Annotated in this window: 23 protein-coding genes and 1 riboswitch; all 23 genes read right to left on the bottom strand. The window is 40.5% G+C overall.

Going from position 1 to position 21,124, the window contains the following annotated elements:
• Positions 1-2: 2 nt before the first annotated feature.
• Positions 3-1,022 carry a FliG C-terminal domain-containing protein gene (locus MTF66_RS17190; RefSeq protein WP_064663153.1) on the bottom strand — a complete coding sequence of 340 codons (1,020 nt, stop codon included), beginning with the start codon at positions 1,020-1,022 and terminating at the stop codon, positions 3-5.
• Positions 1,003-2,730 (bottom strand): flagellar basal-body MS-ring/collar protein FliF, encoded by a 1,728-nt coding sequence (gene fliF / locus MTF66_RS17185; RefSeq protein WP_138620886.1) that lies wholly within the window; start codon positions 2,728-2,730, stop codon positions 1,003-1,005. The genes MTF66_RS17190 and fliF overlap by 20 nt, the downstream gene beginning before the upstream one ends.
• An 8-nt stretch (positions 2,731-2,738) precedes the next feature.
• A complete protein-coding gene (locus tag MTF66_RS17180; protein ID WP_248527698.1) occupies positions 2,739-3,062 on the bottom strand; it encodes a flagellar hook-basal body complex protein FliE in 324 nt (107 codons plus the stop codon).
• A 17-nt stretch (positions 3,063-3,079) separates the two neighbouring features.
• On the bottom strand, positions 3,080-4,393 hold the full coding sequence (locus tag MTF66_RS17175) for a sigma-54 dependent transcriptional regulator (protein ID WP_138620884.1): 1,314 nt from the start codon (positions 4,391-4,393) through the stop codon (positions 3,080-3,082).
• 20 nt (positions 4,394-4,413) lie between these two features.
• Complete coding sequence (locus tag MTF66_RS17170) at positions 4,414-5,286, bottom strand: OmpA family protein (protein WP_138620882.1); 873 nt, start codon at positions 5,284-5,286, stop codon at positions 4,414-4,416.
• Between the two features lie 97 nt (positions 5,287-5,383).
• Positions 5,384-5,466, bottom strand: a riboswitch (cyclic di-GMP riboswitch).
• Positions 5,467-5,606: 140 nt separating this feature from the next.
• Complete coding sequence (gene flhA, locus MTF66_RS17165) at positions 5,607-7,682, bottom strand: flagellar biosynthesis protein FlhA (RefSeq protein ID WP_138620880.1); 2,076 nt, start codon at positions 7,680-7,682, stop codon at positions 5,607-5,609.
• A 16-nt stretch (positions 7,683-7,698) separates the two neighbouring features.
• Complete coding sequence (flhB, locus tag MTF66_RS17160) at positions 7,699-8,829, bottom strand: flagellar biosynthesis protein FlhB (RefSeq protein WP_138620878.1); 1,131 nt, start codon at positions 8,827-8,829, stop codon at positions 7,699-7,701.
• A 4-nt stretch (positions 8,830-8,833) separates the two neighbouring features.
• Positions 8,834-9,613 carry a flagellar biosynthetic protein FliR gene (gene fliR / locus MTF66_RS17155; protein WP_138620876.1) on the bottom strand — a complete coding sequence of 260 codons (780 nt, stop codon included), beginning with the start codon at positions 9,611-9,613 and terminating at the stop codon, positions 8,834-8,836.
• The gene (locus MTF66_RS17150) at positions 9,610-9,879 is read right to left on the bottom strand and encodes a flagellar biosynthetic protein FliQ (RefSeq protein ID WP_010391187.1); all 270 of its coding nucleotides are present in this window, start codon (positions 9,877-9,879) and stop codon (positions 9,610-9,612) included. The genes fliR and MTF66_RS17150 overlap by 4 nt, the downstream gene beginning before the upstream one ends.
• Positions 9,876-10,628 carry a flagellar type III secretion system pore protein FliP gene (gene fliP / locus MTF66_RS17145; protein WP_010391186.1) on the bottom strand — a complete coding sequence of 251 codons (753 nt, stop codon included), beginning with the start codon at positions 10,626-10,628 and terminating at the stop codon, positions 9,876-9,878. Before fliP ends, MTF66_RS17150 begins: the two co-directional genes overlap by 4 nt.
• 4 nt (positions 10,629-10,632) lie before the next feature.
• Positions 10,633-10,965: a FliM/FliN family flagellar motor switch protein gene (locus MTF66_RS17140; protein WP_054202067.1), complete on the bottom strand. Its 333-nt coding sequence runs from the start codon at positions 10,963-10,965 to the stop codon at positions 10,633-10,635.
• Between the two features lie 3 nt (positions 10,966-10,968).
• On the bottom strand, positions 10,969-11,874 hold the full coding sequence (locus MTF66_RS17135; RefSeq protein WP_081374121.1) for a FliM/FliN family flagellar motor switch protein: 906 nt from the start codon (positions 11,872-11,874) through the stop codon (positions 10,969-10,971).
• 33 nt (positions 11,875-11,907) lie between these two features.
• On the bottom strand, positions 11,908-12,306 hold the full coding sequence (locus MTF66_RS17130) for a PilZ domain-containing protein (protein ID WP_075170637.1): 399 nt from the start codon (positions 12,304-12,306) through the stop codon (positions 11,908-11,910).
• On the bottom strand, positions 12,299-13,297 hold the full coding sequence (locus MTF66_RS17125; RefSeq protein ID WP_081374122.1) for a flagellar motor protein MotB: 999 nt from the start codon (positions 13,295-13,297) through the stop codon (positions 12,299-12,301). Before MTF66_RS17125 ends, MTF66_RS17130 begins: the two co-directional genes overlap by 8 nt.
• Positions 13,297-14,160, bottom strand: a complete 864-nt coding sequence (gene motA / locus MTF66_RS17120) for a flagellar motor stator protein MotA (protein WP_138620872.1) — start codon at positions 14,158-14,160, stop codon at positions 13,297-13,299. Before motA ends, MTF66_RS17125 begins: the two co-directional genes overlap by 1 nt.
• Positions 14,161-14,177: 17 nt before the next feature.
• A complete protein-coding gene (locus tag MTF66_RS17115) occupies positions 14,178-14,900 on the bottom strand; it encodes a FliA/WhiG family RNA polymerase sigma factor (RefSeq protein ID WP_138594183.1) in 723 nt (240 codons plus the stop codon).
• Positions 14,901-14,909: 9 nt separating this feature from the next.
• Positions 14,910-15,341 carry a flagellar basal body-associated FliL family protein gene (locus MTF66_RS17110; RefSeq protein WP_013464390.1) on the bottom strand — a complete coding sequence of 144 codons (432 nt, stop codon included), beginning with the start codon at positions 15,339-15,341 and terminating at the stop codon, positions 14,910-14,912.
• A gap of 25 nt (positions 15,342-15,366) precedes the next feature.
• The gene (locus MTF66_RS17105) at positions 15,367-16,656 is read right to left on the bottom strand and encodes a flagellar hook-length control protein FliK (RefSeq protein ID WP_138620870.1); all 1,290 of its coding nucleotides are present in this window, start codon (positions 16,654-16,656) and stop codon (positions 15,367-15,369) included.
• Positions 16,653-16,988 carry a hypothetical protein gene (locus tag MTF66_RS17100; RefSeq protein WP_010391175.1) on the bottom strand — a complete coding sequence of 112 codons (336 nt, stop codon included), beginning with the start codon at positions 16,986-16,988 and terminating at the stop codon, positions 16,653-16,655. The genes MTF66_RS17105 and MTF66_RS17100 overlap by 4 nt, the downstream gene beginning before the upstream one ends.
• 225 nt (positions 16,989-17,213) lie before the next feature.
• Positions 17,214-17,600 (bottom strand): flagellar export chaperone FliS, encoded by a 387-nt coding sequence (gene fliS, locus MTF66_RS17095; RefSeq protein ID WP_138620868.1) that lies wholly within the window; start codon positions 17,598-17,600, stop codon positions 17,214-17,216.
• Between the two features lie 6 nt (positions 17,601-17,606).
• Positions 17,607-18,905 carry a flagellar filament capping protein FliD gene (gene fliD / locus MTF66_RS17090; protein ID WP_138569971.1) on the bottom strand — a complete coding sequence of 433 codons (1,299 nt, stop codon included), beginning with the start codon at positions 18,903-18,905 and terminating at the stop codon, positions 17,607-17,609.
• Between the two features lie 123 nt (positions 18,906-19,028).
• Positions 19,029-19,862 (bottom strand): flagellin, encoded by an 834-nt coding sequence (locus MTF66_RS17085; RefSeq protein WP_138569970.1) that lies wholly within the window; start codon positions 19,860-19,862, stop codon positions 19,029-19,031.
• Between the two features lie 234 nt (positions 19,863-20,096).
• Entirely contained in the window at positions 20,097-21,122 is a 1,026-nt protein-coding gene (locus MTF66_RS17080) for a flagellin (protein ID WP_138620866.1), read from the bottom strand.
• Positions 21,123-21,124 lie beyond the last annotated feature (2 nt).

The raw sequence follows: 21,124 nt of genomic DNA, 5'->3' as shown, positions 1-21,124 counted from the left end.
AGTTAGCCTGCAGTCTCTTCTTCAAATAAGCGATATTCAATATCACCTTGTTTGCTCATGTCTCTGACAATCGACATAATTTCTTTTCTGGCGGCAATCACTTTGCTCAGTGGTTGTGCACTTAATCCGTCAATTTGCTGTTGGTACACTTGCGCTAAACGTTTAGGTAGTGCACCTAAAACACGCGCTAAAAACTCACTGTTTACACCCTTTAATGACATCGTCCATAACTCATCAGGAATGTCATTAAGCAACAAGGTTAATGTCTCGTCTGTTTGCTTAATTAAGCTGTCAAAATCGTACATTTTTTCTTGTATTTCATCAGCCACGTTAGTGTTATGTTTTTTCATTAGTTCGATAATTTGGCTCTTATTACCGTTGTAACGATTCATAATTTCAACTGCTTTATCGACGCCATTGACCTGCGCGCCAACTTGGCGGCCAACAAATTCAATACACGATTCAAGCGTTAAGCGCACATCATCAATAACGTGTTCACTCACTTCACGAAGACTCGCAATACGATAAAGTAAGTCATCGTGCTTGGATTCTGGAAACAGCACAATAATGGCAGAGGCTTGCTCTGGCGGTAAAAAAGCCAAAAACAGCGCCTGCATTTGCACGTGTTCTTGCTCTAAAAAGCGCACGATAAGTTCAGGCGGGATCCACTCTAAACGACGTAAATCGTCATTCATGGCACCACCATAAATATCATCAAGCATAGTTTTGGCAAGCTTTCTACCGACGGCTTTATCGAGTGCTCGCTCTAAATACACACGCGATGCACCATTGACGCCACTTTCATTGCGGTAGCAATCAAAAAATTCACTCAAGGTGCCTGCAACATCCTGTTGAGTAACGTTTGAAATTTTAGCCATACGCTCAGAAATAGCCTGCACTTCACGGCGGCCTAATTTACGAATGACACTGGCGGCATTTTCCTCGCCCATACTTAGCAATAAAATAGCGGCGCGATCTAGCGCCGGTAATTGTGAGCCTTTATCAAGCTTTTCTTGATTCAATTTCAACTCCTTGTTCTACCCAATATTTTATTACCGACGTAACACGCTCGGTTTCTTTGTTAGCAAGTAACTGCATGTGCGCTATTTGTTCTTCAAAGTCATTGCCTATTTGCGGTAACGACATATTTTGATGTTCGCCTGCGCCTTCTTTGGCGGTTAAGTTTTCTATTTGCGATTTAGCATTAATGGCGTCATCAAGCGGACTGCTTTGTCTTTCTGTTGTAGAGGCTGATTTAACCTCATTATCAGCGGTTGCCATGGCGTTGTTTGCTTCGTTACTTTTACCTTTTATTAAGTGATTAACTAAAGGGCGCACACCAAATAAAATCAGCAATAAACTAATTAAAGTACCCACAATATAACGGGCATACTCTTTAAGCTCAGGCATTTGCCACCATTCAAGACCTTCACCTGGGGCTAGTATTTTTTGTTCTACAAAGGCAAAGCTAGTGATGTTGAATTGATCGCCGCGTGCGTCGTTAAACCCCGTGGCCTTTTTTACCATTTCACCTAATGAAGCCAGCTTTTCTTCGCTCCAGCCATCAGCTGTTCCAGCTACTTGCTCATTAATAAGTACCGATAAGCTCATGTTTTTAATGCGGCCTACTTCAAATTGGGTATGAGTTACCGAGCGACCATTTTCAAACTGTCGTTTACTCTCATTTCGTTGTGAAGTTCGCTCGTTGTTTTCATCTTCAGCTTGTTCGTTAGGCACAGGTGGCTCATTAGCTAAAGAGCCCGGAATACCAGCCGCCAGCTGATCTAGGGTGCTATCAGATTTAATAAACTCTTGTGTTAATACATTTTGTGGGTCAACCATTTCACGTGTTTCTTCAACCACACTAAAATCAACATCACTAGAAACCTGAATTCTAAAATTACCTTCACCCAAAATTGGCAACAACATAATAGATGCGCGTTGCTCTATGTTGCGCTCAACTTTTTCAATAAAGGCGAGCTTTTTATCGGTTTCTTTGCCTACTGGAGTGGTATCAAATAAGTCGCCGCTGAGTAATTTACCACGCTGATCTACCACCGACACAGAACGAGAATCAAGCCCAGGCACACTGCCAATAATCAGTGCAATAATGGCTTCCACTTGCTCTGGTTTAAGTTCGTGTCCTGGCGCTAAATCAACCATCACAGACGCTGCGGTTTTTTGCTCAGTACGCCCAACAAATAAGCTGCGCTTAGGGACTGCCAAGTGCACCCGCGCATTGCGTATGCCTTGCATGTTAATAATGGTGCGTGCCAACTCACCTTCCAAGGCATGCTGGTATTGCATAGATTCGATAAATTGACTGGTGCCCATAGACACTTTGTCGCTAATATTCTCAATACCCTCAGGCATAGAGGCTTTTATTCCTCTAGCCGCAAGCGTGATTCGTGCATCAGCCAGTTTTTCTTGTGGCACTAAAATATTACCGCTATCGGTATCGATGCGGAACGTGATTTGTTCTTTATCTAAAATTTCTAAAATATTGGCTTTATCGTAGCTTTCTTGATTACCGTAAAGCGGTACGTAGTTTTTAGCCGAGGTCCATAAAATAAGGACTATAGTAGCCGCTACTAATGTCGCTAGTAGAGCAATGGTCGCGACACTTCTGTCACCTGAGTTGCCGAAGTTTAATTTGTTGGAGAGATTAACCACTCTTTCTTTTAGGTTGCTCTCATTTTGCTCAGGTACTTTTGCTAATTCTCCTTTCATATCAGCCTCTACAGTGACATGCGCATGACATCATCAATGCCATTGAGCACTTTATTGCGCATTTCCATCAGCATAGAAAAACTAAGCCCCGCTTTTTGACTGGCGATCATTGCGCCTACCACATCTTCACTTTCACCAGTATCAACGGCTTTAACCATTTCACCGGCAATATTTTGTTGGGCGTTGATAGAGCGAATAACATGCTTAAAGTCTTCACTAATATTTACATTTTGATTACTGATAGCAGCCGGCTCTATGCTCTCTGGACCTGCAAGTTTTTGCATATCCATCATTTTGCCCAGCATCATTTGTTGACTTTCAATTGGCGACATTCTTTTTTTCCTTCAAATTATGCAATTGCATCAATATCAATACCGCATTCACGCATAGCGGCAATTTTGTATCTTAATGCTCGGGTAGTTACGCCAAGCGCCTGTGCTGTTTGAGTACGATGACCTTTAAACCGACTCAATAAACTGTATATATAATCAAACTCCGCCTGCTTTTTATTCTCCTTTAACTGCGTGGCACAAAAAGCCGCCGCTGCAGGTGAACATTGCGGTAAATTTAAATCTTCAACCTGAATTTCAACACCTCTGGCCATAACTAATGCACGTTGAATCACGTTTTCAATTTCCCGTACATTGCCCGGCCAGTTGTAACAAAGCATCACATCTTCTGCTTGTTTACTAATGTGAAACTCAGAGTTACCATATTTTTTGATAAAGTGATGAGCCAATGGAATGATGTCATCAACACGATCCCGAAGTGCAGGCCAACTAAGCGGTAATACATCTAAACGGTAAAATAAGTCTTCACGAAAAGCGCCTTGCTCAACTTGTTCACGCAATATGCGGTTAGAGGCGGCAATAATGCGTATATCTAATTTTATTTTTTGATGACTGCCGAGTCTTTCAACTTCTCGCTCTTGTAATACCCGCAGTAATTTAGCTTGTAAATCCAATGGCAGCTCAGTAATTTCATCCAGTAAAATAGTACCGCCATTGGCCAGCTCAAATTTACCTGCCTGAGCATTCACCGCACCGGTGAATGCCCCCTTATTAAATCCAAATAACATGGCTTCGAGCATATTTTCTGGGATTGCAGCACAGTTAACTGCAATAAATGGCTTATCTTTACGGTCTGAGGATTTATGAATAAAGTGCGCTAACTTCTCTTTACCTGTTCCCGATTCGCCGGTAATTAACACCCCTGCCGATGTTTGGGCAGCTCGATTAGCTAAACGCAGTACTTGTTGTGACTTAGTTGAAACAGCGATTAAATCTTCAAACCCATGCTTCATTGAATCAGTGTTTCTGATTGTTTTTTTAAGCTGCTCAGCAAAGAAAGGTTTTAAGAGATAATCAACAGCGCCACCGTTATTAATAGTTTTTGAAGCAATTTCACTTTGTGAAGAATCGACTAACGTCACAATTTGCGAAGTGGGACATGTTTTACGCAGTAATTTTACTAATTCAACCAGTTCGAGTTGTTGAGTATCCGCATCAACAAACACAAGCTCTGGCTTACTTATAAGGCAGTGGCTAACCGCATCGCTGATGGAGTTTGTATGCAGAAACTTAAAATTTTCGGCAAATACAACTTGCTGAATCTCAGGCGTTGGCTGCTGCTCACTGATCCATAAAAGGTATCTTTGACTCATATTTTTCCTTTGCAGTGCAATTAACTTGAGTGTCGGAAAAGACGAACTAAAACACGGCGATTAGACGATGCGCCCTGCTCCGAGTTTTTTATAATGGGATAACGTTGACCATGCGCTCTTACTTCTAACATGTCTTTGGGTAAGCCAAATTCAATAAGTCTGGCAGCTACGTCATCTGCTCTTTCTTTTGAAAGCAACCGATTTGACAGCGGCGAGCCCGTATTATCTGTGTGGCCATCAACTAGCACTTTACTTACGCGACTGTCTAAAGAAATGTAACGCACTAAATCTTTTAAAAATTTAAGATCTTTAGCCGTTGTTACTGTGCGCTGCCCACTGGCAAACTGTAATTGATGATCGCGTGCTTGCTCCCAAGAAAGCGGCGATAAATTAGCTAAACACTGTTGATAATCGGCAACTATTTCATCGCTATGGGTATTAGTAAAGGTCAGGCGAAGTTGTTCATCACCAAAGCTTACTAGCGTGTCTAACCAACCGCCTTGTTTAATCACACGAAGTAATGCGGTCATATCGGCAGAAAATTGCACCTTGTTATCTTCGACATTAGAGGATACAAAGTTCACGGCAGTAAGAATGGTATCTGCAGATTGCCAATCTGCTTTACGAGATAAAACGTGTAAACCTACTATTGGTTTATCTTGTAAAAGCCAAGTAAATTCCAATTGTTGAGTTTTTGCTGGGAGGGTTTTTACTTCAAGTAACGCATAATTATCAAAGCGCTGTTTGAGTGAACACGCAAACGGGTTACTATTTACTGACCAAATAGAGTTTTCGTAGTTTTGCACCAGGTTTTGCTCTGATGTGTGTCCCTGCGAGGACATAAACACAGCACAGGGCAATGCAAATTTAATCAGCTGAGTTAATCTATTCATGTATATTCCGTATAAAGTTAAATAGAACAATTAAGTTTTTTAAATCAATAGCGAAATACAACAAATACAAACACAGTATTAATGAATATCACTAAGTTAATGTAACCCCACGATCGTAGCGATAGCCTTAGACTGGGAGCTTTGCGTCCTATGCTTTCGCATAGTTTGCCATTTAATTTACTTAAGCATTATTTTAAACCAATATAAAAACTAGTAACTATGTACAATAAAAACAACAGACTATAGTTAAATATCATTAAATGCAAATATTACTATATAAAATTCATAGCCAGTTCATTTTATGCTCATTTTACAATCATTCATCCCAACGAACCGAGTATATCTACCCGAATGGTATCTGGAATTTCATTATAAGAAAGAACAACTAAGCTACCCTTAGTAAAGGTTTTTGCGTAACGAGCTAATAGCGGCCGAAGCTGCGGCACCACAATTAATGTAGGCGTTACCCCTCTTGATTTCATGTCTTCGACTATCATCGGCATTGTGCGTTGAAATTGCCCTAGTAAATTAGGGTCTACCGCAAAACTATCTAGTACAACTTTGCCAGCCTGCATAGCTTGATCAAGTGAGCTTTGTAAGGTGCTTTCTAGTTTTTCATCTAAGCTATAGGCACTGAGTTCATCACGATTACCCATCACCTGTTTTACCAATACTTTTTGCAGTGCGCAGCGTACGTCTGAAACCAGTAAAATCGGATCTTTAGTTACCTCAATACTGTCTATTAATGTGCCGGCGATAGTAACTATGTCTTTAATACTTATGTGTTCTTTTAGTAGTAAACGAATCACTTTTAGCTGTAAATTAGTCGGTAATGCTTTTTCGAAGGTTTCGGCTAAGCTAGGTGAGATTTCTTTTAGTCGCTCATTAAGCTTTTGTACGTCTTCATAACTAAATAACTCATCTAAATGTTCTTTGATCACTTTGCCGGTATGAGTAGCAATAATGGTGCCTAAATCAACCACTGAGTAACCCATATTCAATGCTTGGGTTTTACTGTCATCTTTTATCCAAACAGCCTCAAGCCCATAAGCAGGATCAGTGGTTAATTCACCATCTAAGCTGCCGTATACATCGCCGGTGTTTAACGCGAGTAGTTCTTTGGCGTTTACATTAGCACTTGCAACAGGCACACCGGCTAAGTTTACTTTGTATTCTTGTGGGTTTAATTTTAGGTTATCTTTTATTCTGATCTCCGGTAATAAAAACCCAAGTTGCTCAGAGAGATTTTTACGCACACCTCTTAAGGTTTTTACCAGCTCTTCCCCTTTGTCTTTATCGGCTAAATAAACCAAACGAAAGCCAAGCTCAACCGACAACTTATCAACATGAGAAATATCTCCCCATTCTAAGTTAGCCTGTTGCTCACTTAAAATAGTGTCGGTCATTTGTTCGGCTTCAATTAAAGAGTTATCGGGGAGAGAGCGTTGTAATCGCCAAGCAACATAAAATAATGGCGCGGCAAACCCTAAAAAGGCGACAGTGGGCATCCCAGGCACAATACCAAGCGTAACCATAATTAAAGCAGCAGTAAAAATAACACGTGGAGAGGCAAGTAACTGCTTACCTACTGCTTCACTTACATCGCCTTCATCGTTCATACGCGTAACAATAATTGCAGCAGCAACCGCGAGTAATAACGAAGGAATTTGCGCAACTAAGCCATCACCTATGGTTAACAGTGCAAAACGCTGAAACGCTTCGGCTAAGCTTAAACCATGTTGAAAAGCACCTATTGAAACACCGCCCAACAGGTTGATCACTAATATAATTAAGCCAGCTATAGCATCACCGCGTACAAACTTAGATGCACCATCCATAGAGCCATAAAAATCGGCTTCTTGGGCTATAGTACTGCGTCGCTCTTTTGCTTGCTCAGGGCCAATTAATCCGGCATTTAAATCCGCGTCAATTGCCATTTGTTTACCGGGCATGGCGTCTAGAGTAAAGCGTGCAGCCACCTCAGAAATACGCTCACCGCCTTTGGTAATAACCACAAAGTTAATCACCATTAAAATAACAAACACCACAATACCAACGACGTAGTTACCGCCTATAACCACTTCACCAAACGCTTGAATAACGCGACCTGCCACATCTGAGCCTTCATGGCCATGCAGTAATACCACACGTGTTGAAGCAATGTTTAGGGTTAAACGCATCAAGGTGGCGACTAACAAAATAGTCGGAAATACAGAAAAATCGAGCGGCTTTTTAGTAGACACAGCGACTAACAATACAATCACCGACAATACAATGTTAAAGGTAAACAATGCATCTAATAGCCATCCTGGTAATGGCAAAATAACCATCGACAAAACAGCTAACAACAAAATAGGAATAGCGGTATAAGGTTGAGTAAAACTGCGCCAGTTCAAATTATAACTCCAACATCTAAGGTTTCTGTAAGTTTTTAGGGATTGTTAATTCAGGTAAAGCTGCAGGTGCTTGCCCACGTCCTTGCTTGTATGCTTTTAATTGCAATACATAGGTCAGTACATAGGCAACCGCACTGTATAAGCCGTTGGGCACTTCTTGGTCGACCCGAGTCGAAAAATAAATAGCCCGTGCTAATGCAGGGATTTCTATTATTTCTTTGTTATTCATACGGGCCACTTCGCGAATTCTCAGCGCCATTTCATCTACGCCTTTAGCGACAACATAAGGGGCTTTAGCCGCTTCTTCACTGTACTTTATTGCCACAGCATAATGAGTAGGGTTGGTGACAATCACATCGGCAGTGGGAACACGCTCTTCAATTTTTCTATTCGATTGCTGATATTGTATTTGCCGAATTTTATTTTTTATCTCAGGGCTACCGTCTGAAGATTTACGCTCTTCTTTTACTTCTTGGTGGGTCATTTTTATTTTATCGGCAATCTGTTTTTGCTGAAAAGGCACATCAATAACTGCAATAAAAAGTAGTAAAGTTACCGTGATCATTAACGATAAAAATAACAACTCAATGCCTTGGCCTATCGCCACTTTTATATCTAAGTTTTGTAACATCATCAGCTGCATCCACAGCTTAGTTAAAAAGGTATATAAGCAAATCGCCAGTAAGGTTATTTTTAGTATTGATTTAAGTAGCTCAACTAACGACTGTTTACCAAACATTTTGCCTAACCCGGTTAGTGGGTTGAGCTTGCTCATTTTTAGCGCCACGAGTTTTTTTGAAAACACAAACCCGCCAGGTAAACACCCAGTGATCCACATTGCGCAAAAGCTTAATAATAAAAACGGCGTAAGGGTTGATAGCATATTCATAATGGCCTCGCCCAACGCGATGGGCATCATTTTTTTATTATTTATAATCGTATGATCCAGCACCATAGTACTGTTCATTAAGTTAACAAATAAGCTGTAAAATAAATTGGCAAACCACAATAACCCAGCAATACTGACCATTAATAAAATAGCGGTATTGAGCTCTTTTGAGCGCGCGACTTGGCCGTCTTCTTTGGCTTTTTTTAGCCGTTTCTCTGTGGGTTGTTCTGTTTTTTCTTGCGAGCTATTTTCAGACATACCGCTACCTCATCGCTTGTGCAAAGGTTGTTAGTACATGATACGTTAGCCTTGAAAACGCACTTCCTGTGTACTCTAAGGTCATAAATACGCAGAAAAACCCCATCAATAGCGACATAGGGAAACCCAATACAAAAATATTTAATGACGGCGCCGCCCTACTTGCTACACCAAAGGTTAAGTTAACCAATAACATGGCGACTATCCCTGGTAGCGACAGCAATAAAGCAGAGGAAAACATCCACGCAAACAACATAATAATCGCCTGAATATCAAACTCATAAATACTGCGACCAATCGGAAAGCTATGAAAGCTCTCTACCATAACTTGTAGAGTTATTAAGTGACCATCTGCGGCAAAAAACAGTAATGCACACATAATCCAAAATAACCGTCCCAATAATGCCACTTGGTTACCACTACCGGGGTCCATAACAAGCGCCATTGATAAACCCATCTGCATGGATAAGATCAGCCCTATCATTGCCATTACTTCAAACAAAATACGCAGCGATAACCCCATCATTACCCCAAAAATAATTTGCTCGAAGGTTAAGATGGCGGCATCTAAAGAAAACAAGTCAATAGCAGGTGCAAGTGGTAACTGCGGAGCAACTAAAAAAGCCAACATCATAGACACTAAAATACGAGAGCGCGGCGTTACTGCCGGATTGTCAAATACCGGCATAGACCATAAAAGTGCAGAAAAACGTACAAATGGCCACCAAAGCGTGCCCATCCAGCTGACTAAGTCAGTAGACGTTAAAGCAAGTAATGAGCTCAACCAAATACTCCAGGTAACATAAATTTGAGCTTATCAAACCAATCAATCAAAATTTGTAGCATCCAATGCCCCGCAAACACTACCATTAATAAGGTTAATAACATACGTGGTAAGAACGTTAGGGTTTGCTCTTGAATAGAGGTCGCACCTTGAATAATGGCCACTACAATACCTAGAATTAAACCCGGCACAATTAAGACTAAAATCAGTTTTATTATGGTATAAACCGCGCTTGAAATAAGCTCTACCGACATTTCTGGGGTCATGGTGACATTCCAAATGTTGCTGCCAGCGTACCCGCTATCATTGACCAGCCATCGGCAAGTACAAACACCATGAGCTTGAACGGTAAGCTAATGATCAGCGGTGATAGCATCATCATACCCATAGACATCAGCACACTACTGACAACTAAATCTATAATTAAAAAAGGAATAAATAACATAAAGCCAATTTGAAAAGCGGTAGTAAGCTCACTTAGTACAAAGGCAGGCATTAATACTTCAAACGGAATCTCTTGCGCGGTGAGTGTGGTTGGCTCATTGGCAATTAATAACACTTGGCGTAATTCACTTTCGCGAGTTTGCCTAAGCATAAAAGCACGCAAAGGCTTTTCTGCGGTGAGTAAAGCTTCTTCTAACCCTATGGTTTGCTGCTGAAAAGGCGTATATGCATTTTGGTAAATATCCTGCCAAACTGGTCGCATAATCAACATGGTGAGCATCAGTGAGATGCCAATCAAAATTTTATTCGGTGGGCTTTGTTGTAACCCCATAGCTTGGCGCAAAATTGCCAATACAATGATGATTCTGGTAAACGACGTTAAAACCATCAGTAGCGCAGGTAATAAACTCAATACCGTCATTAATAAGAGTATTTGCAATTTAACGCTATAGTCTTGCCCGTCGGCCGTATCTTTTAGAGAAAACAGCGTAAGTTCTTCCGCATTTAGCCAGCTTGGTAAAAACATCATGATCAACAGTAGGCTAACTTTAAAAATTACGCGTTTATTCATTTGTTTATTGATCCTTTGCGGTATCTGTTTGAGCAAATTTCAAACCATACTGCCCTTCAACCATTACCACTTCTGCTTTAGCAAAAAATACCCCATTCACTTTTACATCAAGCGCTTCACCAGCTACTTTGTCTAGCTTAAGCACATCGCCTTCTTTGGCTTGGCTAAGCTCGCCTAAGGTAATTTCAGTACTTGCTACTTCAAGAGTGACGAGTAAAGGAACATCTTGAAAAAATGACATATTTCCTTCGTTAGTTTTGTTAACAGATTTATCATCAAATCCATCAAAAGCATCAAGCTCTAAGCCCGCCAAGGCGCTATCAAGGTTCTCGTTCATAATTTAGTTACTCGTTGTATTGTTTGATAATTGTGTGATTTGAAATGCTAAGCCAGTCTCTTGCTCAACAACTTGGCCTTTAAATATTTGTTTATGACCTAGGTTAAATAGTGCAGCTTCATTAAGTTCAATGGGTAATACCCCGCCGGCTACACAGGCCTTTAATTGCTTTAAAGTGACTTTTTTCTTCGCCATTTCAATCTGACCTTGCACCGCAAACTGTGTCCACATATCAGTATTGAGTGTTTCGTTATTTGCTGAATCTTGCTCGCTATCAGCTGCGCAAAAAAAGCTAATTGGCAGCCATAAAAACCAACTTATTACTTGGTTTTCTAATATAAACCGCACTTTAAAGGCTAAATATTGTAATGCTTCAGGTAAGGCATGAGACTTTTGTATCTCACCTAATAACGCTGAGCGTTCTCTAAATAATAAGCCTTGAATGCCCTGCACTTGGCGCTGTAGTAAGCGACCACAAATACGGCTTTCTGTTGAGCTTAATTCGTTATTCACCTCATCAGAGACTTGCTCTGTGCTGTTCACATTATTAAATTGCCCACCTAAGCATAAATCAGCTGTTTTATATGCACTTTGATAATCAAGCGCTAAATAGGCCTCACCTTGAGAAGGGGCAAATAAAGGGCAGGCAAGAAATATCCTTGAGGATTCTTTAAACCAACTGTTAATAACCGAATGCGAACAAGGCGAAATTTCTACATCAAAACGGCTGTCGTTAAATAATTGGGCTAGCTCTAACTCCAAAGTTTTACGAATATTAACGTTTATGTGCGCTGCTTTTTGTTGTGCTTGTTCATATGCTCTTTGCTCAAGCGTGAGTGCAAATGGCGTAATATGCTCAGAATCTTTCGCTTTAATTAACTTTGTTTTAGCGTTTAACGTTTTACTCATACCACTGTTTTTCCTGATTCATTTATATTCAGCTTATGTTCGTTTTTTTGCTTTTTTCAATTGGGCTTGTAGCTGTAAACGATTAACAATATCGCTGCGTAAGCGCTCATTTTTGCTTATCCACTCAACCCCTAAAAACATTAATTTTTCACTCACTGCACGGCGATACATCACTTTGCCAGCCAATCGATTGGTTTTATCAAACACCACAATAATTTTATTGGGGATCGTCTTTTCAGCAGGTACTAATAACCCCACACCGCCCACGCTAATATCTTTTGCCACACCATGGCATAGTGAAATATCAATAAAACAACGGCGTAATAACTGCACGCCCACCCCGCCAAGCTGAACTGACTCAGGCTCGTAATTATCTTTAAGGTTTAAGTTCCACCTTTTGTAACTTCGTTTAGTGTCTGATTGGTTACTCATAATTCTCTTCAAGGCGTAGCACGGGTTTGTTAGCCGTTGCCGCACCAGCCGCTTTTTTTATCGGATTGTTAATGTTGCTATCATCAAATAATTGGTTAAATTTATCCTGCGCATCTTTAGTTAAGATCAGCAATTCAACACGTCTGTTTTCGCTGGCTTTTTTATTTTCTTTGTTAATTGGCCGATTTGATGAAAACGCATTTACTTGAAGCACCTGACTGGATGGCATTCCGCCCATGGTCATTACTTTTCTTGCTTGCTGCGCTCTATCGCCAGAAATGTCCCAATTACGAGAGCTGCCATCAACAAATAAGCTGGCATCGCTGTGCCCAGAAATAATGATTTTGTTGTTAATGTCTTTAACTAATCCGCCAAGGTATAGAAACAGATCTTCAAAAAATGGAGTCATTTGCGACTTTGAGCGTTCAAACATTTGGTGGTGCTTATCGTCTCTAATGATCACTCTGAGCCCCAAGGGCACTTCTTCAACTAGTAAGTTATTTTTTAGTAACTCTTCTTTACTGAGTTCATCAATACTTTCCAGTAATAAGCTCAGCTCAGATGAAGCTTCAAATTGGCTATCAATCGCTGAATTTAACTTCTCGCCTTGCCCTGCTTTAGGCTCAACGGTGCCATCGGGCACTTGTAATACTTCACTCATTCCAGGTTTTGGAGAGTCCGGAGGCGTAATTCCCGACTCTAAGTGCTTAATTACAGAAGGAGATCCCCCTAAATCAACGGGGAATGGGCTGTTTTGAGGATCAAAAATAGCGGGGCCACCATCAAAAATTGAGTGAGTTCGCATATAGTGTGCTATTTCTTCACGCTCAGATTCATTGGTGATCGCCATGATCCACATCACCATAAAAAACGCCATCATCGCCAAAGTAAAATCGGCAAAGGCAACCTTCCAAGCACCACCATGAGGCTTTTCGGTTGCTCTTCTACGAGAGCGTTTGATGACGATTTCTTGATTTTTGTTTTCCATCATTAAGCCGCCTTGTTAGTGATCCACTCTTCCATGGTGGTAAAGGTCGGTTTAATTTCTTCATTAATTAATTTTCGGCCTGAATCAGTCGCCACAATAGGCACATGCCCTTTAGCATGCGCCACTAACATGGCACGCACACACTCAAACATTGCCACTTGTTTTTTTACATACTGCTCCATCGCTGAGGCAAGCGGTGCAATTAAACAGTAACAAGCAAAAATACCAATAAAAGTACCCACCAACGCCGCTGCTACATGGTAGCCAATTTCACTTAAAGGTCCATCAAGATGCTGCATGGTAATAATAATGCCGCCAACCGCTGCTAAAATACCAAAACCTGGCATAGCTTCAGCTATATTAGCAAGTGAATGAGAAGGTTTAAGACGTTGCTCTTCAATGGTATAAATCTCTTGCTCTAACATGGCATCAAAGTCATGAGAGTTGATTTTTCCCATACTAAATAAACGTAAGTTATCGCAAATAAAAGTAACTAGCTGTGGGAACTCATACACTTTAGGGTAGGCAAGAAAAATAGAACTGGTTTCTGGGTTTTCAACATGCTCATCTAATCCTTTAATGCCTTTCACTCTGGCTAAGTCTAATAAAGAGTAAATAACAAGTAGTAAGTCATGGTACAGCTCAGACGTATCGGTTCCTTTACCACTAATAAATTGATACTTTAATTGCGATAGCATTTCTGTCAGTACATACTTTGAATTACCCACAATTAACGCCCCAAAGCCTGCGCCAAAAATAATTAAAAACTCGTATGGCTGCCACATAGTGGCAATGTTGCCGCCCGCAAACGCAAAACCACCTAATACTGTTGCAAGTACTACTATTAACCCTATAACTCTTTGCATTCTTTATTCCTTAGGTATTAGATTTTTTGAAGCGCTTGTGTAAGCGCTTCAAGTGCTTGTTTATGAAGTTGGCAAACACGTGCCTCGGTTAAATCGAGCGTTAACGCTATTTCTTTCATATTCATTTCGTGCATGTAATATAATTGCAAGAGCAGCTTTTCTCGGGTATTGAGTTTGCTCATCGCCACTTTTAGCATGGCTGCTGTCTCTTCTTTGTCGTGTGTATGTGCAGAGGTAAGCGCTAAATTTGGGTTAGCTTCCAATAGCGCTTCAAGGCTATCAAATGCTTCAGCTTGCTCACTGTAATGCAGTTGAATAAGCTCTTTATGGTTAATTCCTAACGCCTCACACATTTCGGTGTCTGTTGCATCACGACCGAGCTTTTTTTGCAGTGAACGGCTCATATCACGAAGCTGATGAGACTGCTGCCTTAACTGTCGTGGGCGCCAATCGACACGCCTAAACTCATCTAACATAGCACCACGAATACGCTTAAACGCAAATGCAGCAAACTTCTCATCTAAATCCCGACCATAGCGACGAATAGACGACAGCAGCGCAATAATACCTATTTGATAAATATCATCATTATCGACAATAACACCCACTTGAGTGCGCATGTGCGCAGCCGCTCGATTCACCAAATAAGAGTACTGCGATAATAGTTGCGTCTCTTTTTGTGGCGTTAAGGTGACTGGTGGTTCTGTTATTAACTCGCCCCACTCTTCTTGCAGCATCATAGCGATGGCCTATTGAATGAAGACGTTCGTAATAAGTACGTTATCCAATCGAACAGATACCGTATTCGCTAACACTAAATTAAACTGCTCTAATAAGTTTTTTTGAACCGCATCTATATCTTTAAAAGCGGCTTTTGCTTGGCTATGACTCATATTGGCAAACTGTTTTACCAGTACATTTCTTACAAGCGGCTCCATCGCCTCTGTGCCTGTGTTGTATACAGATGGTGAAGTAACAAGTACCAAGTCGAGTACTAAATAGCGGGCAATTGAGTCCTCTGATACGCTTATAATAAAGCGCTCCATTTCGTGGTATTCAACTTTTGTTATATCTGCTTGCGGACCTTCTTTTGATGAATCACTGTCGTTAAAAAACTGTCCCGCAAAAAAGGCAGCCGCAATAAGTGCAATTACAGTTAGGGCTATTATTATTTTTTTCACTTTTATCTCTCTTAATCCAAGGTAGTTATACTAATAAATCCAACCAATCTAATGGCGATTTAGGCGTGCGAATGCTGTTGTCATCATCAATTGAAGGCATCTCAGTATGATTATTTGCAATGCCGCTATTGTCGCTTTGCTGTTGAGGTTGCTGCTGTTTATCACTCAAATTAACATCCACTGTACTGTTTGAGTTTTGCGACAAAGACTGACGTAACTGCTCTAAAGTTTGCGCTATGGCATCTCTAACCTGCGCATTACTCGTAGTTAAACTGACTGAGGTTTTATCCCCTTCGATATTAATAGATATTTCAATACTGCCTAGGTTTGGAGGATCTAATCTAATTTGCGCGCGCTGAAGTTGCTGGCCTATTTGCAGCTTTACCTTGTCGCCAAGTACATGCAATAAGCGCTGCCCCCATTCACTGGGAGCCTCTTTTAATTTTTCTTTTTGCCACTCAAATGTTTCTGGCGCGGTGGCGGCAGATGAAAAAGCATTCACTAATGCTGATTTTTGACTGCTGCCTTCACGAGATTCAACGTTGAGAAGTTTCGATTGCGTGTTTTGAGTCAGTGCAGCAAGCTCGAGCTTACTGAGCCCAATACTCGGTTGTGCAGCTAGTTGCTCATTGGTTGGGCTACTTGATTGCGCGTGTCTATAAGTATTCAACACTACCGAAGGTTGATTTAATCGATTCAAAAGCGCTTGCGAATACAATGTTTGTGGTACTTTGGCTAAATCGAGTGTATTTAATTCTTTATTAACGGGTGTATTCGCTGGCGTTACATTTATAGCTGCAGCAGGCACAGTTAAAACATCACTATGCACTGTCATATTTTGTACAGACGCAGTTTTAGCTGACTCTTGAGTTATAATGCCTTCTTCGTGCAGAGTCTCTAAAGGCTTACTCTTTAACTGCTCATCAATAACAAGTTGTGCTGGTGGTGTTTCCACTGCTGCAGTGCCGTTATCAAGAGCAAGGTTACTATTTGAGTTGAGTAAATTTGTGACAGGCGCGTTTATTTTACTGCTATCAAGATTATAATTTGCAGTGTTTAAAAAGTACGGGTTTATTATTTCTTGTGTTTCTGTAATGGCATCTTCTTGCACTAGTTGTTCTGAGCTTTCTTGAGGTTGTTCACCTTGCACATTTTGCTGTTTTGTTTGCTGTTGCTTTGAAGAAAGCGTAAACGGCTCAAGCTCGCTCTGTTGTTCTTGCGCATCTGCAGGTGTACTGCTCTTTAAGATGGTTGGTTTATTAGTGGCACTGCCAAAGTCAGTCTTTGTCGCCATAGTATTTGCTTGGATACTCATAGTGACTGTCCTTGTTGTACTTTTTTATACGCAATTAAACCTTCTTTATCTTCCTGGTGGCGCTGCATTTGTACTTTAATGGCCGCTTGTTTTTGGCTCACTAGGTCGATTAAGTCAACGTAACGTGCTTTTAAGTTATTTTGTTCAGCCTTCATTGAACTAAAGCAAGGCATATTTTGCAGCTCATTATAAAATGCAAGCAGCTGCTTATCGGCTGATTTAACCTCATACCAATTACTCTCATGGATAGCATCTTCCATGGTGCTAAGTAATTGTTCCATTTTTTGCGCTGCGTATTTTTGAGAGTGTTCCATTAGCAATACTAAATTCATTATAAGTTCATGTTTCATTTAGCAATAAACAAGCCAACTTTAAGCCATTGTTTTATAACAAAAAATAAAATAAAAACCCAAAAAGCGGAAGCGGAACTTCCACATCGGAAGGAAGTGATATGTTATTAATAATGAATTGAATAATTATTTAGGCAGTGGGGGGAGATATAAAAAAGCGGTGTTAAAAATGAAAAAACCAGCTATTGGTAGCTGGTTTAGATTTGTTTATTGTGTACCTAAGCCTTGCCACCCTTCTTGCAAGTTGGTCATCACTACACGGGTGGAGTCAATATAGCTCAAGTCATTTTTTATACTGGCTTGCAATAATGCTTGCCCACAATGCTGATAAAGGTTTTGCATGTTTTGCGCTACTTCACCGCCTTTTTCAAGATCTAATGAGGCCTCAAGCCCGCCTAAAATGCGCATTAGCTTTTCAATACTTTCGGCTTTTTTATCGTATCTTTTTTGTTTTATGTGGCCTGTGACTTTTTCAAGCTCATCTGAAAAACCATCAAATAACATCAATACTAATTTATGAATATCGGCACAGGCCGCTTTTGCATCTACTGATGTACTTTTATAGGCTGAAAAGCCATCATTTAAATCTAACATCTATGTTTAGCTCCCAAATTGACCCATTGTAGATTCTAATTGTGCAATAGTCTGTTGCATTTGTGTAAACTGCGACAAGTAGCGTTGGTACACTTGCTCCATAGACACTTCATGATCTTTTTGTTGCCTATTGACTATATTTAAGCTCGCTTGCAATGACTGCTTTTTATCCGTCATCAAACCATAGCTTTTAGTGAAAGGCTCAACGCGGGTTTCTAGCTTAGACAATAAACCGTTTTCACCTGTGAGCATGCTGGTTAACTGCTCAGGATTAGTAGCCATAGCTTCTTCAAGTTTTTTATTATCTATTTTTAAGTTACCGCTACGATCAAATTCAATACCCACAGAGAACAAGGTTTTACCTTCAAACGTACCCTGAAAATCGTTGCGTAAAGAGCGAGCAAGGCCGGCAGCCATATTATCTCGTTTTAAGTACTGGTTACTGGTAATGCCATTGGTGAGCGAATTAAATTTATCCACAAAACTTTGAATGTTTTCTTTAGAGCTTTCTTGATCTTGGGTAATTGATATATGAATTGGCTGATCGCCCAGCGACTGCGCCTGCGTTAAATCAATCGTTACCCCATCAATAACCGTATCGAGTTTATTACTGCTTGAAGTGATTGTAAGTGCTGAGTTAGCCCCTAGTTTGACAATCGCATCTTGCGCTAAGGTTAACTCTTGTTTGTTTGTTATAGCATTGGTGATATCACTGCCATTGGCATCCGTACCTTCAGTAAAGCTCACCCCCACCTGATTAGCAGCACCCGACTCAGCACTGGTTAAAGTTAAAAAGGTTTCTGTGCCAGAGCGCACAACAGAGGCTTTAACACCGCTATTATCAACATGTGAGTTGATGGCATTAGCAACATCAGTTAATGATGCATCGGCGCCAAGGCTTGCAAAGTCAACACTAAACGCACTGCCTGCCAAATCAATACTCAACTCACCATCCGTGGTTAAAGCTTTAGCCGGATCAAAACTCAATGCCACTTGGTGTGCTTGTGCTAATTGCTCGACAAATACATCGTACTCACCGCTGGCTGCTGTGCCGCTTGCTGTTACTGCTAATGCGGATGAATTGCTCACCGTAGCGGTGTTAGCAAACAAGCTACTGGTATCTTTAAGATTGGTTTGTAAGTCATCAAAAAAGTTTGATAAATTACTTTTCAGGCTATCAAACGCCTTAATTTGATTGCTAAAAAGGCTACTTTTAGTACTTAATTGCTGATCTTTAGCGCTACGCTCAATTTGTGTATATTGTGAGGCTAATTGCCCAGGATTTATTCCTATTGCAGAGCTCATTTTAATCTCCAAGCATTTTAGTTATAAGCAAAAAAATCTAAAGTAAATATTTTTACTTATGACTATAAACAATAATAGCTACACCTTAGGTGTAGCTATGCATACTTAATTGATTAATCACTATTAACGAAGTAGTGAACCAATCATTTGTGTTGTGCTGTTAGCTGTGCTCAGTACCGAGATACCAGAGTTCATTAGCAATTGTTGCTTAGTCATGTTTGATGTTTCAGCAGCAAAATCAGCGTCCATTAACGTACCTACAGCAGCTTGAGTGTTTTGCTTCATGTTAGATACGTTAGTCATTGTATGGTCAAGACGGTTCATTGATGCACCAAGCGTTGAACGTGCAGTACCAATTTCGCCAACTAAAGTATCAACAAATCCAATCTGCGCTTGTGCTGTAGCAACATCAGTGAATGCAGCAGCATTACCAATAGCTGTTGTCACATCGCCTAGCTCTGTAGAAATATCTACTGCCAAGGTTTCAGTAGTACTTGAGCCTACCTGAAAAGTAACCGCACCAGCAAACTTACCACCAGTAAGTAGCGCAGTGCCATCACCAAACGACGTATTAGTCATGATATTTGTAAGCTCAGCAGCTAGTGCTGTGTATTCTGCACTTTGTGCAGCCCACTCTTTTGCACCGTTTGTATCACTTGAACCTTGAGTAGCAAGTTCTTTCATGCGGTAAGCAATGTTAGTCATTTCATCAAACGCGCCTTCAGCTGTTTGCATCATAGACATGGCGTTGTTACCGTTATAAATTCCTGCTTCTTGGCCACGTACTTGTGCGTTTAGACGTGAAGCGATTTGTAGACCAGCCGCATCATCTTTTGCAGAGTTAATTTTAAAACCAGAACCTAAACGCTCAAGCGCTGTAGATAAATCGTTGTTGCTACGACCAAGTTGGTTTTGGATTGACATTGAAGCCATGTTTGATTGAATTGATAAAGCCATGTTTATTTCCTCTTTGAATGAATAGCTAAAGTAATTAGTGAACCTAAATCACCTTCTAATAACTAAGAGCGACCATATTTTTAATTACCTAAACTTTTTTCTAATTATTTTTATATTTTTTTAAGCAATGTGTTCAAAGCGGGTAAAATAGGCATTTCCGTTGGCTAAAAGCAGATAAGAGGAATCGCAGAAATAAAAAACGATGCAGCAATACTAGCTTGCTGCATTAAAAAATTAGGTGAGTGAGTATTGCACCATATTACGGGTAATGTTTGCCTGCGACATAATCGCAGCTACACTATTTACCCCAGGGTTTTGCATATGCTGTTTAACCCCTAGACTTAAAGCAAGTAGTTCATCAGTGTTAGCTAATGAACTAGCAGAGTCAAGCTGCTCTAGTTGGCTTTGTAATTGTTGTTTTTGTGCCTGAATTTTTATTAAATTCGCTTTTAAATGGCGCTGCGCAGTTTGGATTTGTTCACGATGCTGTGCAATAGTGGCATTTTTATCCGCTATTTTAGCAAGTTCATTTAGTGGGTTATCTAAATCATTAAGCTGCAACGAAATCGGATTACCCGCCGCAACGCGCACACCTTGACCACTCATAACCCAAGGCTCTAAAAGTGGGGATGCATTATCCTTTTGCGCACTAAAAAGCAGACGGTTTTCACGATTAAGCTCAACATTTATATGATGTGGTGCAAACGCATTTTGAATGGCAGTTAAATTGGTTTTTTCATCTTGATAGGCTGGTATCTTTAAGCTTAATGATTTGCCCGAGCGACCCATCACTAACTGGATATTTTCTTCATGTGGACGTGCGCTAAGCAGGTCTATATTTGCATTAAGCTGTTTGCTAATAGCGCGATTTGGATCCGTTATTTTCAGCTGGGTATCAAGTCCTGAGCCTTTTTTATTTGCTGTGTTTTGTAATGACGCTATTTGCACTTTAATTTGCTGTTGTTGCATAGGTTGTGGCTGAGTGTTAGCAGCTTGGGTATTTAATTGTTGTGCTAATTTTTCAAGCCCCATATACAAATTACGAATAGTGCTTTCGCTTTGTTCGGCTTTTGCTAGCGCTTGACTCAGTGCCCCGCGCTGCGCCCAGCCAGTCAGTACTTTAACTTGGTCCTCTCTGGCAACAATTTTGTTTTTCCACAAATTGTTAGCAGAATCCTTTGTTGATGTAACGAGTGCATCCGATTTATTGGTATTAACCAAGTCAATTGCTTGCGCTTTTTCGCTACTTTTAACCAGCATAG

This window comes from Pseudoalteromonas sp. 2CM39R (assembly GCF_023161845.1).
The sequence above is the reverse complement of the archived record's forward strand: the minus strand, read 5'-3'. Positions and strand labels throughout refer to the sequence as shown.